The sequence below is a fragment of the Paraliobacillus sp. JSM ZJ581 genome, from assembly GCF_044383835.1.
Classification (GTDB): Bacteria; Bacillota; Bacilli; order Bacillales; family Amphibacillaceae; genus Paraliobacillus.
In genome coordinates, this window is sequence record NZ_JBISEP010000023.1 from 20,086 (window position 1) to 36,278 (window position 16,193).

Genomic DNA, 16,193 nt, shown 5'->3' on the forward strand with positions numbered 1-16,193 from the left:
CTTTTTAACTTCTAAATTATAAAATAAGCATTGCGTCCCCGAAGCTAAAAAATCGATATTCCTTTTTAATTGCTTCGTAATAGGCTTGCATAATAAAGTCTCTTGTTGCAAATGCACTAACTAACATTACTAAGGTGGATTTCGGTAAATGAAAATTCGTAATTAGTCCATCGATCGCTTGAAATTGATAAGGTGGATAAATAAAAATATCTGTCCATCCACTAGCAGAAACAAGCTTTCCACTATTATCTCTCGCAATAGTTTCTAATGTGCGTGTTGATGTCGTACCAACAGAAAAAACCCTTCTACCACTTTGTTTCACTTGGTTAATAACATCTGCTGTTGCTTGTGGCATGTGATAGAATTCTGCGTGCATGTCATGCGACTCTATTGTATCCACACTGACAGGGCGAAATGTGCCCAATCCCACGTGTAAAGTCAAAAATGTAATCTTTACACCTTTGTCTTTTAATTCAGCTAATAATTCCTGCGTAAAATGTAAACCAGCTGTAGGCGCCGCTGCCGATCCTTCTTCACGCGCATAAACGGTTTGATAACGTTCTTGATCTGGCAATTGTTCTTTAATATATGGTGGAAGCGGCATTTCTCCAAGTTCAGTCAACACTTCTAAAAAAATACCATTGTAATTAAATTGAAGCACTCTACCACCATGCTTTTTTTCTTTTGTGCAAATGGCAGTTAATTTTCCATCGCCAAAAGTTATTTCAGATCCAACTTTTATTTTCTTAGCAGGTTTAACTAATACTTCCCATTCATCTCCTTCTTGTTGATGAAGCAGAAGCACTTCAATCTTTGCACCAGTTTCTTTTTTTGAACCATATAACCGTGCAGGTAATACTTTTGTATCGTTAAGAACTAGACAATCACCTGGTTGGATATAATCGGTAATATCACTAAATTTATGATGTGAGATAGATTGTTCTTTTTTGTTCATTATCAATAATTTAGATGACGTACGATCTTTTAGTGGTGTTTGTGCGATTAAATGTTCAGGTAATTCAAAATCAAAATCATTTATGTTCATTTTTTACTCCCGTCTAACGAAACTTACTAACAATAATAAAAATAATAGATAAAATGATACTTACTAAAATAGATGTCATAATCGGAAAATATATTGAGACATTCCCTTTTTTAAAACTAATATCACCAGGTAACTTACCAATTATGCCTGATAATAAACCAATAACAATTAATATAGCCCCTATTACAATAAGCATTTTACCAAAATCGGTCAAGTGTTTGGCACCTCCCGATTAAAATGTTGGTAAGCTTTTGCGGTAACAACGCGACCTCTTGGAGTTCGTTGCATAAATCCTTGTTGTAATAAAAAGGGCTCGTACACATCTTCAATCGTTTGCGATTCTTCACCAATCGTTGATGCAAGCGTGTCTAATCCAACAGGTCCACCTTGAAAAGCGTCAATAATTGTTTGCAGTATTTTATGATCAATATGATCCAAACCGGATTGATCAACTTGAAGCATTTGTAGTGCTGTTTTCGTCGTTTCTAAGCTAATTTCTGTCTCACCACGCACTTGGGAAATATCCCTTACACGCTTAAGCAGTCGGTTCGCTATTCTGGGGGTTCCCCTTGACCTTCTTGCAATTTCGATTGCCGCTTCTTTAGCAATCGTGACATGAAATATCATTGCGGTTCGTTCAACAATATCACACAAATCTTCTGTTGTATAAAATTCTAAGCGACTTAGCACACCAAAACGATCTCGTAACGGTGCGGTTAATAATCCTGCTCTTGTTGTTGCCCCAACTAATGTAAAGGGTGGAAGGTCAAGGCGAACAGACCTAGCACTTGGACCTGTACCAATTACAATATCAAGGCAAAAATCTTCCATTGCTGGATACAAAATTTCTTCCACAGATCTAGGTAAACGATGAATTTCATCAATAAATAAAACATCACCTACTTCCAGAGAAGAAAGAATTGCAGCCAAATCCCCTGCTTTTTCAATTGCAGGGCCAGAAGTAGTTCGAAACTCCACTTCCATTTCATTTGCAATAATTGACGCCATTGTCGTTTTCCCCAATCCTGGAGGTCCGTATAATAATACATGGTCTAACGCTTCATTACGTAATCTTGCTGCCTCAATAAAAATCGCTAAATTGTCTTTTGCTTTATCTTGACCAATATATTGTGCCAATGTATTCGGACGCAAACTAAGTTCGATCGATGCATCATCTGCTTGACGTTCATTAGATACCATACGCTCTTCCATTAACAATCACCCCATGTTATTTTTGCGTCAGTAAAGCTAAACCCATTCGAATATAATGGTCTGTCTTCCCATTCGTTTCTTGTTTCAATTTAGGGATAATTTTCTTTAATTCTTTATCTGCATAGCCAAGTGAACGAAGTGCTTCTAATGCTTCTTCTAAGGCTTGAATTGTTTCCATCCCCATTGTTGTCGTTTCAGTTTGCTTCTCTTGTGTAGTCACATTAAACTCAACAGCTAACTTTCCTTTTAAATCAAGGATCATTTGTCTTGCAGTCTTTTTTCCTACTCCAGGAAAGCGTGTAAGAAATTTCTCATCTTCTGTTTCGATAGCAACAACAAGATCATTTACACTTGCTGTACCTACAATAGATAATGCGCCTTTTGGACCAATACCGGATACTTGAAGCACTCTGGAAAATAACTGCTTTTCTTCAGGATCGGCAAATCCATATAAAATTTGTGCATCTTCTCTTACGTGATGAAAAGTATATACTCGTAATTTCTCACCTAACTTACTTTGAAAATGCAATGGATTTGCGCAGACCAATTCATAACCAACACCATTTGCCTCCAATATAATAGATGTTTCATTAATGATTTCAAGTTTACCATATATATAAGCTATCATTTTAATCGTTACTCCTTCTCCACTAATCCAATCGTTATGTCTACTATTATTTTATCATACAATCATACGTTCGCACATGTTTTACAGTCAAAGTAATACCCCTTCTAATTGCTATATAGATCATAAAGCTTATTTATTTCACTTTATCCAGTATAGCAAATAAAACAAGCAAAGGACTAGAGCCACTTTGCTTGTTATCCATTCATTTCTTTAGTTGGTGAAAGGTCTCTATAGACTTCGAGAACTTGTAAATATTTCTCTTTAGAGTCGATCTTGATTCCTTTTTGTAGTGATTCCATTTGTCTGCTTTCTAATGTATCTGTGTCAATTTGGTAAAAAGACTGAATAACTTGTTGATGAATCGGCTCACCTTCAAAGATAGAGAGCATACTATTTTGCAATCCAAAATAACCAGATTGTTTAAGGTAAGGAGAAATATCATCAATCTGCTTTCTAAAGATCATTTCTTCTTGACTTTGATCAATTAATTGCCAATCTTCATACTTAGACCAAAAATCTTCCATCGCATGAATTGTTTTTTTCTCCGTACTTTCAGTTATATTTCCATCTAAATATTGTTTTTGTAGTGTAACAGATAATTGAAATGGTTCTTCAGCAACAATAGTAGTTGAATTAGTCACTTCTGTCGTTTCGTTATCCATGCCTTCAGTCGGCATATTTTCCTTTAACAATACAGCATGTGTACTAAATCCTACAAGAAACATGAGCATCGCAAGGCCAATTAAATGAATCTTTTTTTTCATTTTTCACACCTCAGTCAAGCATAGATTGAATCGGCTTATTCATTGATTAACAGCCGTTATTTCTATGTTTAACCAATTTGTTGAAGTTTATGCTTTTTACTGTGTGAATGTTATCCATTTATATTTTTAAGTTAAAGAAACAATCAGTGACTCCTTCGATACTTCAATCGACTTCATACAACATCACGCAGGAAAATATTAATCCGTATACACAACAAATTCATATTCATCGGGGTCAATAATTTGTAATTGAATAATTTCATCTTGATGAACAATTAACTCTTCTCCATGATAGTAACGTACAGCATCTACCGTATCTTCATTGTGCATTGCGATTAAAAAAGTATCATCTGATCTTTTTTCCACTTTATTAAACTGCAAACTCCTTTTTGCTTGTTGATTTTTTTTTTGATAAACAACATAATATTCTTTATTATCCGCTTGAAAATGTTCTAATCGATCAATCGCTTTTTGTTTTTTAACTATTTGTTGACCTTGTAAATCCTCACAATCATTTGATTCATCCATTATTAGACACCTCATTATATTTTTTATCATTGTATTCTAAATCGATCAATTAAAAAAGTCTTTCTGAATTGTAACAGTACCTAAAAGCTATTGCTAGTCATCGATTTCTGCATTATGATAAATTTCCTGTACATCTTCAAGTTCTTCTAAATGATCAATTAAGCGTATCATTTTATCTGATTCATCATCAGATAATGACGTATATGTCTGTGGAAACATTGTTACTTCTGTTATAGACAACTGATAATTTTCACTTACTAGTTGCTGCACTACTTCTTGAAATTGTTCAGGTGTAGTATAAATTTCAAATGTTTGTTCTGTTGTTTCCATTTCTTCTGCACCTGCATCAATCGCACTAAGCATCATCGTATCTTCATCAACAGTTGTTGCCGAACGTTCGATGACGATATATCCTTTTCTATCAAACATAAAGGACACACAACCATTTTCCCCTAAATTACCACCATATTTAGAAAACCCATGTCTAACATCTGAAGCTGCTCGATTTTTGTTATCTGTTAGTAATTCAACCATAATAGCAGCTCCACCAGGACCATACCCCTCATAAATGACTTCTTCATAATTTGATCCATCTAAATCCCCTGTTGCTTTTTTTATCGCACGGTCAATATTATCATTTGGCATATTACTTGCTTTAGCTCTATCAATTGCTAAGCGGAGAGAAGGGTTCATCTCAGGGTCTCCCCCGCCTTCCTTTGCCGCTACATAAAGATCCTTTGCCATCTTCATAAATATTTTTCCTTTTTTAGCATCTTGTGCATTTTTTCTACGCTGAATGTTTTTCCATTTAGAATGTCCTGCCATATGTGTGAACTCCTTTCTTACAAATCGATTATCCGCTAACACTATAACATATCTATATACACTAGAAAAACGAAGCGATAAACCAGCAAAAACCTCCTTATTTTATATTTAACAAAGAGGTTTATCACATGTAGTGTTACAATTTTTCTGGTGTTTTTGGTAATTCTCGTTTGTGAGCGCTTCTCTTGTGTAATTGTTCAATAATTCTTTTATCTTTTTCAGGGATTTCATTTCCTTTTAAATAACTATCTATCATCGCATAACTCGTTCCCATTTCATTTTCATCAGTTTGCCCTTCCCAAAGTCCTGCACTTGGTTTTTTGTTAATCACTTCTTTAGGAACATTGAGATATTGAGCAAGTTGCTTCACCTCTTCTTTCGTAAGGTGAATTAAAGGACCTAAATCCACACCACCATCTCCATATTTAGTGAAATAACCGGTAAACCATTCTGCAGCATTATCTGTCCCTACGACAAGATAATTATGGTTCGTTGCAACACTATATAACGTACTCATTCGTAAACGTGCACGAAGATTCGCATCAGTAAGTCGATCATTTTCTTTATTAAACACATTCGCTTGTGTTAGTTGTTCCTGAATTTCTTTTAGCATAACTATGTGTGTATTAGTTAAATCTACTGTAATATGATCAATTCCTGCAGCATTAACCACACTTTTGGCGTGTATTAAATCTTGTGGATTGCTGTTACACGGCATCATAACACCAAGTGAGTTATTTGGAGCAGCACGTTTTATTAAGTTAGCCACGACCGCCGAGTCAATCCCACCACTTACACCAACAACAAGACCTTTAACACCGGTTAATTGTATTTGTTCTTGTAGCCATTTTACGAGTTTACTTGCTGTTTCTTGCATTTTTTTTACCCCTTCCACGTTTATCTATATAATTCTTTGTTTATCGTTTCAACAAATTGTTTCCGTTCCTCCCAGCTTAATTGAAAATCAACTAGATAATTTGAGATGTCAGCCATTTCTTTCGTTTTTATAACAAAATACCACCATTCACGAACAAAATCAGTAGGCATTGTTAAAGCAACACAAAAAAGTTCATAGGCTTGTTCTGTCACTGGTTCTATGTATGTATACAATTGATTAAAATCGTGATTAATGTATGGTAAAAACCGTTGTCCTAGCTGTATCTCATCATAGATAGAGGGGGAGGGGGACAATAAGTCAAAATCGATCAAATATACATTACCTTTATTATCGCTTAAAAAATTATGGGAAGCAACATCTCCATGTATCCAATTTTTTTGAAAAAGAGGCTGTTTTTCAATTACTGGTTTATTAATCGAAACAAACCAAGCGATACTTTCAACTAATTGTTTTTCAATTTCTTGATATACATTTTGATAACCAAAATGATGCATTAGATCCTTTGACTGTTTCCATTTAGCTAATCGACTTTTCCACTTCGATACAAAAGCTGTTGAATGAGGTTGATCTGACAAAGTAATTCCATCTGTTTCCTTGTGAAATTGTTTCATTACTTTCCAAGCATGATCTCGATCGATTTTGTTGTAATAATCTAATTTTCTTGTTGCATAAAATTTCTGTAAAGTCCAATAGTAGCCCCCCCATGTTACATATTTTTTTTGATTCGGAAAATAACAAAAAGGTATAACAAAGGACAGATCTAATTGATCAAATAACGCCCATTGCTTATCAATTATTTCTAGTTTTCGATATCCCTTTAAAATAAATTGCTGATTTTGCTCGTCCTTTATTAAATAAATAGATGGTTTTATTAATCTGATCGATTGAATTGATAAACACGCTTGATTGGTTAAAAAAGTAGCGAGACGATTCAACATGGAATCGTCTCTTCTATTGTTACTCATTCTCCTCGTTATTCTCACGATAAGGATACACACCTTGTTGGTGGTAAGGATTTATATTCCCTTGATGAGGCATTGGCACACCAGGCTGTTGTGATGACATCGGTTGGTAAGGTAAAGGTTGCGTCATTTGTGGTGGCATACCTGGCCCTTGCACTCCCATATATGGTATATGCTCCATGGAATTCTGCTGTGGGGACCATGTTGAAGCTTGTTGTTGCATCATTGGTGGCCAATCACCATATGGCAGTTGCTGATTCGGTTGTTGCATTGGCATGGATTGATTTGGTAATGGCGGCAGTTCTACACTTGAAGACTCCATTTGTTCTTCGGCCTGATAATAGGATGGCATCATTGGTTGTTGATGCATCCATTGTTGTGGTGTTTGAAAAGTTTCACAAGGATCAACAGGTTCAACACAATGATTTGGTTTTGGTTGCATCGGTTGAGGATGTGGCATCGGATACATCGGAATACATGGCGGCATCATATAACACACAGGCATGACTGGTAGTTGGACAGGTTGTTGCTGGACTGGTTGTTGATTCATCTGATGATGGAAAGCATACTGATTTATCTCTGTGTCATTATCCTCTATGTCTACATCAATATTATAATTATTTGAGTAAAAATCAGGTAAGCTAGGCATTTGAATTGGTTGCATTGGCATTTCTTTTTTTGGAGCAGGTTTTGGCATTTCTTTTTTTACGGTTGGTGCAATTTTTTTATCGTCCTCTTTTACTACAGGCATTGCTTTCGGCGACATATTTTTATAAGGGTGGATTGTTTTATCCGTTGTTGGTTGTTTTTGTACTTGCTTTGCAGAAGAAGGTATTTTAATTTTCATTCCTGGCATTATCATACTTGGGTTCGCTAATTGGGTATTCATTTGTTTTAAATCTTCAAAGTCCACATTATATGCTTGAGCAAGCTTCCATAGGGTATCCCCTTTTTGCGCAATATGAATTTTCAACATTGTAACTCCTTCCTTTATTTTAATCAACAAAACACAGAATAATTAGCAGTCTGATTCATTAACAACATATGCGAATGACCCAAAAAGTTGATTCTTTTTTTAAAAAAAGAAGATTGTTTTGTTAAATGTATTTTAAAGAAAGGAACAAACGAATGCTTTGCTCTTTTCGATCCGTTTGTTCTTTTTATTATTCATACCGTCGTTAACATTTTTTCTAATGCTTTATTTGCAAACTTTGAAATAGTTGAATCAACTTGAATACGATTAATAATTTTTCCTTGTTTCAATGATTCTAATGACCATAATAAATGAGCTAAATCAATCCGGTTCATCGTTAAACAGGGACACATATGGGGATTTAATGAAATAATATCTTTATCAGGATATTGTTTCATTAGGCGCTTCACAAGATTCATTTCCGTACCTATTGCCCATTTTGATCCCGAACGTGCTGCATGAATTGTTTCAATAATGTACTTTGTTGAACCAGCATAATCCGATTGCTGAACAACCTCCCATTTGCATTCTGGATGAACAATAATTTTCCTATCCGGCTCTTTTTCTCTAAGATGAGTAATATTGTTAGTCGTAAAATTTTCGTGCACGGAACAGTGTCCTTTCCACAATATAACTTGTACATCTTCAAGCTTTCCTTTTCTATTTAGTTGATTGTTAATCGGGTCCCAAACAGCCATCGCATCCAATGGAATGTTCAAATCAAAAGCAGTATTTCTACCTAAATGTTGATCCGGTAAAAAAAGAATTCGTTTTTTTTGTGTAAAAGCCCATCTCACCATCTCTTTTGCATTTGATGAGGTTACTGTTGCACCATCATTCTTACCAACAAATGCTTTAATTTCTGCTGTAGAGTTGACATATGTTAATGGGATAATTGTATCTCCAAACAGTTGTTGTAATTCATTCCAACAATGTCTCGTTTGTTCCATATTAGCCATGTCTGCCATAGAGCAACCAGCTTTCATATCAGGCAAGATAACAATCTGATCATCAGTTGTAAGCATATCAGCTGTTTCTGCCATAAAATGCACGCCACAGAACACAATATAGGTAGCTTCTTTGTTCTGTTTGGCAAGTCTCGCTAATTGTAAAGAATCACCTGTATCATCGGCAAACTGAATCACCTCATCCTTCTGATAATGGTGACCAGGTATATAAAGCTTAGGTCCTAATTCTTCTTTAATCCACGCAATTTTATCCATCATCTCTTTATCAGATAGTTGCCGATAATATGCAGGAAGTTGTTGATCCATTTGTTTTAAAAAATCAAGTGTTTGCATCTTTCTCCTCCCCTAGCTTTTCATACTAATGTCTAATGCCTTCGCACTATGCGTGATAAATCCTAATGATATATAATCAACACCTGTATTACGGTAGCTTGCTATATTTTTAAGGTTAATATTTCCAGATGATTCTGTAATTATAGACTTCGGAACATAGTTAATTAATTGCTTCACAGATGTTGCATCTTGGTTATCAAACATAATAATATCAACCCCACATGATACAGCTTCCTTCACCTGATCAATGGTTTCGGTTTCCACTTCTACCTTAACCATCTGACCAATTGTTGATCGTATCCTATTGACAGCATTTGTAATGGAACCATATAGCTCTATATGATTGTCTTTCAACATTATTCCATCGTATAGCCCATATCGATGATTGACACCCCCACCACATGTCACTGCATATTTTTCAAACATTCGCAAACCTGGTGTAGTCTTTCTCGTGTCGGAAATTTTTGTATGTGAGCTATTTAAACATTGTACTGCACGATTTGTTAACGTGGCAATCCCGCTCATTCGCTGTATAACATTCAATGCTACTCTCTCCCCCATCAAAATATGAGCAATACTTCCTTTAATCTTTGCAATCACATCACCAGTTTCAATCGTTTGACCATCTTGCATATAAGAAACAACATAAATGGATGGATCAATGATTTGATACACATAAGCTATCGTATCAACCCCTGATAAAATGCCTGTTTCTTTTGCGATCACATATGTCTCACCCATAAGGTTCGTATCAAACAATGATTGGCTAGTTGCATCCTTATCTCCTATATCTTCAAACAAAAAAAATTTTAATTGTTCTTTTACTTTAATAGGATTCATTTATTATCCTCCAGCGATCATTTGCGGTTTGTGAATTGACCGTCTTCGTTTTATATGATATTGCTCCAGTCCCGCTTTGCTTATTGGGTGATCATGACGATAATGTGCACCTCTACTCTCCGTTCTTGCTAATGCAGACGTTACGATAAGCCAAGCTGCCATTGTTTGGTGATACATTTTTTTTTGAGAAGGAGGGATCGTATGAATACGCCGATGCAAATCAAAACTTTCTAACCATTGCTTCATGAAGCGTAAGCCAAGACCATCTCGGTAAATCCCAACATATTTATTCATTTTCTGACGTAATACTTGTACCGATGGTAAAGCAATTCGTTTCGCTTCATGTGTAACATCTGTTTTACTTCTCTTTAGATTCATCTCTTTAGCTGATGTAGGTGAATCCTTTATTGCTTTAGCTACTTCTTTGCCAAAAACAAGCGCTTCTAATAATGAATTACTTGCTAATCGATTTGCACCATGAACACCTGTACATGCCACTTCACCAACTGCATATAAATTTTTCACTTCCGTACGTCCTTGTAAATCGGTTGCTACCCCTCCCATACTAAAATGTGCACCTGGGGCTACTGGAATTATTCCTTTTGTTAAATCTACGTTAGCTTTTTCACATAGATTTGTAATAGTAGGAAACTTCTTCTGAAAGTTTTTAATCATTGATATATCTAAGAAAACATCAAAACCAGCTCTTCTTAATTTTTCTATATTTCTAGAAACAATATCTCTAGGAGCTAAATCTTCAAGTACATGTTCATCTTTCATTACACGCTCCCCATTTTCTAATACTAATTGCGCTCCTTCCCCTCTTATAGCTTCTGAAACCAGACCAAATGAATGCTCATTTTTCCAAAGTAGTGTAGGATGAAATTGGATAAATTCTAGATCACTTAAAGTTGCTCCAGCATAATATGCTAAGGAAAAACCTTCTCCCATGACAGATCGATGATTAGAGGTCACTTCAAATAATCCACCACAACCACCAGTAGCTAAAACAACGTCATTTGCGTACATTATTGATACATGTCCTTTACAATCTATCATTTCTACTCCAATACATTCATTATTTTCTACAATTAATTGAGTCACCGTTTGTTCTGAAAGAACCTTTACATTTTCTTGAATCTGTTTATGCAAAAAGTCTAGTACTCTCCTTCCAGTCTCATCGCCTCCAGCATGAAGAATACGTTGATCTCTATGAGCTCCTTCCTTACCAATAAGTAATTTCCCTTTATGATCTCTATCAAAAGGAAATCCTTGGTTTATCCAGTCTTTTATATACCGTTGACCGCTTCTTACTAATAATTTAACTGCTTCAGAATTATTTGTATGGTAACCGGCATGCAATGTATCTTCATAATGGTATTGCCAGCGATCCGTCTCATTAACAACTGTAGCAATACCTCCTTGTGCTCGAATGGTATTATTACTTTCTAACCCTTTCGTTATCATTACAACCTCTTTATATTTACAGAGATCTATCGCTACAACACTAGCACTTATTCCACTACCAATAATAATAACTTTCCTTTGTGTACTTATTATTGCTCACCTACCTCACCTTATGTCTTTACACATATCTTTACATATATCTTTACATATAGCAATGTTTATTTTAAAATATTATTAATAAATGTTGAAGGTAGGATGGTTAAAATGATTTATTTAGATTATGCTGCAACAACTCCCATGTCAAATGAAGCGATCACCGTGTATTCAAAAATAGCCAAACAAGCATATGGAAATACATTCAGTTTACACGACATCGGAACAACAGCTAATGATGTCGTTACATACAGTCAACAACAATTAGCCGAACTCCTTCATGTAAATCCAAAAACAATTCATTTTACAAAAGGAGGAACACACGCTAATCAACTCGCCATAGATTTATTACTTAAAAAACGAAAGAAAAAAGGAAAGCATATTATCGTCAGTTCATTGGAGCATAAATCCATCGTTACTCATTTGACACGTTTAGAAGCGGAGCAATCTTACAAAATTTCTTACTTGCCGATTACATCTAATGGCATAGTTGATATACACCAACTCAAACAATTAATTCGAACCGACACCGTGTTAGTCATTGTTCAACATGTAAATTCTGAAATAGGTACAATTCAACCGATTCAACAAATTGGTAATCTATTACAAGCAAAAAGAATTTTGTTTCATTGCGATGGCATACAAGCATTTGGCAAGTTAGCAATTCATATTGAATCACTACAAGTAGATAGCTATGCATTATCTAGTCACAAAATTTATGGTCCTAAAGGGAGTGGAGCATTGTATTTGCATGGACGCTTACATCTAACAAAGGAAGAAATCGAATCCGGTACACTTGATGTCCCTGCAATTGCGTCTTTTGTGACAGCAGCTAAAAAGGTTGTGGCTAATCAAAAAAAACAGCTCAGCTATATGTATAAATTACGACAAATAGTTGAGGATCAGCTACTTGCTCGAAAGCTACCTGTTGAAATATTAACTTTCAATGAACAACTCCCCTTTATCATTGGTATGGTTTTCAATGACATTCCTGGTGACTATGCTATGCTCCACTTCAATCAAGCAGGAATAGCAATTTCAACGGGCAGTGCTTGTACGATAGGCAATCAGGAACCAAACCGTACGATGCTTGCACTAGGATATCAAGCTGATCAAGCAAAACGATTTATTCGTTTATCACTTGGTAAAAACACCACAGAAGAAGAGCTAGCAAAAGCAGTTCAAGTATGCGAAAATATGATTAATAAGTGGTATGCAATATAGAAAGGAAACGGTAGGATGACATCGACAAAAAAATTAATTGGTCAAGAACGACGTGCACAACTGTTATCTTGGTTAAAAGAAGAAAAAAAAACGATGACTGGGTCAGATCTAGCTGAAAAAGCCGGTGTTAGTAGACAAGTTATCGTCCAGGATATCTCCCTATTAAAAGCAAAACAAGAACCTATTATAGCAACTAGTCAAGGTTATATGTATTTGGAACAAGTATCAGAGAAGAAAAAGGTTCAACGAATCATTGCTTGTAACCATAGCAGATCACAAACGAAAGAAGAGTTAGATTGTATTGTTGATCAAGGAGTAACAGTAAAAAATGTCATTATAGAGCACCCAGTCTATGGAGATCTTGAAGCATCTATTATGGTTAGTAATAGACAAGAGGTAAAACAATTTATTGAACGGATCAAAACAACCAACGCACCATACTTGCTGCAATTAACTGATGGTGTTCATCTGCATACAATCGAAGCAGATCGTGAAGAGCAACTAGATGCGGCCTATCAACAACTTAACAAGCTCGGTATAATTATTAACAATAATTAGTACATGGGAATCTTAAGGAAATGCACTCTATGTTTTCACTTTTGTAAAGATTATATGCAACGATATACAAGCTTCCTGACTATAAAATGAACTATTTCACTAAATACTTTCACCCTATTCAACTAAAAAACTCGCACAGTGATGATTTGTCTTCATTACTGTGCGATCTTGTTTTAACATAATGATTTTTTTAAAAGTGCTGCCTTATTTAATTAGATAATAAGGGTAGCTTCCCAATACTTCTACAGAACATCCGAGTGCTTCTAGCTCTAGTATCGTATTTGGTATTAAAATATCATCCATTTGTTGTTCAATATCAATTAAAAAATAATAATTGCCTAAACCTGTTTTCATTGGTCTTGATTCTATTTTTGATAAGTTAATATTTCTCCAAGCAAAAGCGGATAAAACTTGGTGAAGTGCACCAGCATGATCTGTAGGTAATGTGATCATTAACGTTGTTTTATACCCTGTTTCTTCTAATTGTTTGGATCGTACCGCATTATCATTTTTGTGTAGAACAACAAAACGAGTATGGTTATTAGAAAAATCATGAATGTCATGTTTTACAATTTCCAATCCATATTCTTTTGCAGCGTGTTCATTCGCAATGGCACCGACAGGAAGCTCCGGATGCTCACTCACATATTTTGCTGCTGCTCCTGTTGAAGTGAACGTTTCTGTCACTACATGCCTCATTCCATTATGTAAGAAACGATGACACTGCGCGAGAGCATGAGGGTGTGAATAAATAGTTGTAATGTTTCCCAAGTTTTTTTTGTTATATGGATACACCATCAAGTGTTGGCGAATTGGCATAACGACTTCACTTACTATTTTCAACATTTTATATTGAATTAAATAATCTATGGTAAGATTTACTGTACCTTCTAACGCATTTTCTAAAGGCAACACACCAAATGTGACATATCCTTGTTTTACTGCATCTATACATTCTGGAATTGTTTTATAAGCTTGGTTATCTTCATCGTTAAAAATAGCATCCACGGCCGCCTTTGTAAATGTCCCTTTAGGACCTAAATAACCAATTCTTGTTGCCATTACATTCTCCCCTTTACCCACCTGAACTTACTATTTCAATCTTTTCTATAAATGAAAGCTCTTTTACTTTATTCATCAGTTGCTCAATTGGTACTTTCATTTGGTGCACATCTAATGAAAGAGTTACGTTAGCCTTGCCTTGTATCGGTATAGTTTGATGAATCGTTAGTATATTCCCACCAGCTTGAGCTACTGTAGTTAACAGTTTTGATAATGCCCCTGCCCGATCTTCTAAATGAATAAACAATGTAATCATACGTTCTTGAATAACTGTTTTAAAAGGAAATACTGCGTCGCGATATTTATAGAAAGCACTCCTTGACAAATCGACCTGTTTGACAGCTTCAAAGATAGAGTTTACTTTTCCTCTGTCAAGTAATTGCTTTGCTTCGAGTGTCTTTCGCATCGATTCCGGAAGAAAATCACTTCGAATGAGATAAAAGGTATCTTCTCTTTCTGACATGTCAAACAATCCCCCTTTACTGTCGCGGTCCGAAAGTTGGATACACGTTTCACATTCGGCCTGTTTTTACTCAATGAACTCAAATTCATAATCCATTATTCTAATTGTATCGCCATCTTCGGCACCTTTTTTACGAAGTGCATCATCTACTCCCATCCCACGAATTTGACGAGCAAATCGTTGTACAGATTCATCTCTTGAAAAATCAGTCATTTTAAATAATTTTTCAATTTTCTCTCCCGTCAAGACAAACGCCCTATCAGAATCGCGACTTATTTCAAATGCCACTGGCTCTTCTTGATGACGATAGACTACACGCTTAGGTGCATCTTCAATAGGCTTTGTAAATTTAGGTGTTACATCCAATTTATTCGCAATAGCAAATAATAAATCCCGCACACCTTCTTTTGTTATTGTAGAAATCGGATATATCAAATGATCTCCAGTTAATTGCTGTTTAAATATTTCTAAATTTTCTTTTGCATCTGGGATATCCATTTTATTTGCTACAATGATCTGAGGACGTTCCATTAAAGTTTCATCATATTCACGAAGTTCTGCATTAATCGTAACAAAATCTTCATATGGATCACGACCTTCTGTTGCAGCCATGTCGATTACATGCACGATCACTCTCGTTCGTTCCACATGCCTTAAAAATTGATATCCTAATCCAATACCTTCACTCGCACCTTCAATGAGACCAGGTAAGTCTGCCATAACAAAGCTTCTATTATCAGCGGTATCAACAACCCCAAGGTTTGGAGCCAATGTAGTAAAATGATAATCTGCAATTTTAGGTTTTGCAGCACTTACGACAGACAGTAAAGTAGATTTTCCTACACTTGGAAAACCAACTAAGCCAACGTCAGCAAGTACTTTTAACTCGATAATAATATCACGTTCCACACCAGGCTCACCATTCTCCGCAAGTTCTGGTGCAGGATTTCGTGGTGTAGCAAAACGAATATTACCGCGACCGCCACGACCCCCTTTTGCGATTACTGCGCGTTGACTATGTTCGGTTAAATCTGCAAGTACTTCTCCAGTCAGTTCATCTTTCACCGTTGTTCCAGGTGGAACAGCTAACACCATTGGTGCAGCATTTTTACCGTGTTGGCCTTTACTCATTCCATTTTCTCCACGTTTTGCTTTAAAATGACGTTGATACCTGAAGTCCATTAGTGTATTTAATCCTTCATCTACTTCAAAAACAATATCTGCACCGTTACCGCCATCACCACCTGCTGGCCCCCCCATAGGAACATATATTTCTCGGCGAAATGCAACTAAGCCATTTCCACCGTCACCAGCTTTCACATATACTTTTACCTGATCGACAAACATTTT

At 35.7% G+C, this 16,193-nt stretch carries 18 protein-coding genes; 2 read left to right on the forward strand and 16 right to left on the reverse strand.

Annotated elements, in window-relative coordinates:
- Positions 1–16: 16 nt before the first annotated feature.
- The 13 genes from queA to nadB all read right to left on the reverse strand — a co-directional run bounded on the left by queA (position 17) and on the right by nadB (position 11,536).
- Positions 17–1,045, reverse strand: a complete 1,029-nt coding sequence (queA, locus tag ACH6CY_RS11990) for a tRNA preQ1(34) S-adenosylmethionine ribosyltransferase-isomerase QueA (RefSeq protein ID WP_374067577.1) — start codon at positions 1,043–1,045, stop codon at positions 17–19.
- 13 nt (positions 1,046–1,058) lie between these two features.
- A complete protein-coding gene (locus tag ACH6CY_RS11995; protein WP_374067578.1) occupies positions 1,059–1,259 on the reverse strand; it encodes a DUF2905 domain-containing protein in 201 nt (66 codons plus the stop codon).
- Entirely contained in the window at positions 1,256–2,257 is a 1,002-nt protein-coding gene (ruvB, locus tag ACH6CY_RS12000; protein ID WP_374067579.1) for a Holliday junction branch migration DNA helicase RuvB, read from the reverse strand. Before ruvB ends, ACH6CY_RS11995 begins: the two co-directional genes overlap by 4 nt.
- A 16-nt stretch (positions 2,258–2,273) precedes the next feature.
- Positions 2,274–2,885, reverse strand: coding sequence for a Holliday junction branch migration protein RuvA (gene ruvA / locus ACH6CY_RS12005; protein ID WP_374067580.1), 612 nt, complete (start codon positions 2,883–2,885; stop codon positions 2,274–2,276).
- 194 nt (positions 2,886–3,079) lie between these two features.
- Positions 3,080–3,649: a BofC C-terminal domain-containing protein gene (locus tag ACH6CY_RS12010; protein ID WP_374067581.1), complete on the reverse strand. Its 570-nt coding sequence runs from the start codon at positions 3,647–3,649 to the stop codon at positions 3,080–3,082.
- 198 nt (positions 3,650–3,847) lie between these two features.
- Positions 3,848–4,177, reverse strand: coding sequence for a hypothetical protein (locus tag ACH6CY_RS12015; protein WP_374067582.1), 330 nt, complete (start codon positions 4,175–4,177; stop codon positions 3,848–3,850).
- A 93-nt stretch (positions 4,178–4,270) separates the two neighbouring features.
- A complete protein-coding gene (locus tag ACH6CY_RS12020; protein ID WP_374067584.1) occupies positions 4,271–5,002 on the reverse strand; it encodes a YebC/PmpR family DNA-binding transcriptional regulator in 732 nt (243 codons plus the stop codon).
- A 136-nt stretch (positions 5,003–5,138) separates the two neighbouring features.
- Complete coding sequence (nadE, locus tag ACH6CY_RS12025) at positions 5,139–5,879, reverse strand: NAD(+) synthase (protein ID WP_374067585.1); 741 nt, start codon at positions 5,877–5,879, stop codon at positions 5,139–5,141.
- A gap of 20 nt (positions 5,880–5,899) precedes the next feature.
- On the reverse strand, positions 5,900–6,865 hold the full coding sequence (locus ACH6CY_RS12030; protein WP_374067586.1) for a phosphotransferase: 966 nt from the start codon (positions 6,863–6,865) through the stop codon (positions 5,900–5,902).
- Positions 6,858–7,838 (reverse strand): SafA/ExsA family spore coat assembly protein, encoded by a 981-nt coding sequence (gene safA / locus ACH6CY_RS12035; RefSeq protein WP_374067587.1) that lies wholly within the window; start codon positions 7,836–7,838, stop codon positions 6,858–6,860. The genes ACH6CY_RS12030 and safA overlap by 8 nt, the downstream gene beginning before the upstream one ends.
- A 191-nt stretch (positions 7,839–8,029) precedes the next feature.
- Entirely contained in the window at positions 8,030–9,136 is a 1,107-nt protein-coding gene (nadA, locus tag ACH6CY_RS12040; RefSeq protein WP_374067588.1) for a quinolinate synthase NadA, read from the reverse strand.
- 12 nt (positions 9,137–9,148) lie between these two features.
- Positions 9,149–9,976: a carboxylating nicotinate-nucleotide diphosphorylase gene (gene nadC / locus ACH6CY_RS12045; protein ID WP_374067589.1), complete on the reverse strand. Its 828-nt coding sequence runs from the start codon at positions 9,974–9,976 to the stop codon at positions 9,149–9,151.
- Between the two features lie 3 nt (positions 9,977–9,979).
- The gene (nadB, locus tag ACH6CY_RS12050; RefSeq protein WP_374067609.1) at positions 9,980–11,536 is read right to left on the reverse strand and encodes an L-aspartate oxidase; all 1,557 of its coding nucleotides are present in this window, start codon (positions 11,534–11,536) and stop codon (positions 9,980–9,982) included.
- A gap of 111 nt (positions 11,537–11,647) precedes the next feature.
- Here nadB and ACH6CY_RS12055 point away from each other — a divergent pair, with 111 nt between their 5' ends.
- A complete protein-coding gene (locus ACH6CY_RS12055; RefSeq protein ID WP_374067590.1) occupies positions 11,648–12,760 on the forward strand; it encodes an IscS subfamily cysteine desulfurase in 1,113 nt (370 codons plus the stop codon).
- Between the two features lie 15 nt (positions 12,761–12,775).
- A complete protein-coding gene (locus ACH6CY_RS12060) occupies positions 12,776–13,318 on the forward strand; it encodes a transcription repressor NadR (RefSeq protein ID WP_374067591.1) in 543 nt (180 codons plus the stop codon).
- Between the two features lie 204 nt (positions 13,319–13,522).
- On the opposite strand, the gene pheA is transcribed toward ACH6CY_RS12060, so the two are convergent.
- The 3 genes from pheA to obgE form a co-directional block, all read right to left on the reverse strand.
- Positions 13,523–14,380 (reverse strand): prephenate dehydratase, encoded by an 858-nt coding sequence (gene pheA / locus ACH6CY_RS12065; protein WP_374067592.1) that lies wholly within the window; start codon positions 14,378–14,380, stop codon positions 13,523–13,525.
- Positions 14,381–14,393: 13 nt separating this feature from the next.
- Positions 14,394–14,843, reverse strand: a complete 450-nt coding sequence (locus ACH6CY_RS12070) for an ACT domain-containing protein (RefSeq protein ID WP_374067593.1) — start codon at positions 14,841–14,843, stop codon at positions 14,394–14,396.
- A 66-nt stretch (positions 14,844–14,909) separates the two neighbouring features.
- Complete coding sequence (obgE, locus tag ACH6CY_RS12075) at positions 14,910–16,190, reverse strand: GTPase ObgE (RefSeq protein WP_374067594.1); 1,281 nt, start codon at positions 16,188–16,190, stop codon at positions 14,910–14,912.
- Positions 16,191–16,193 lie beyond the last annotated feature (3 nt).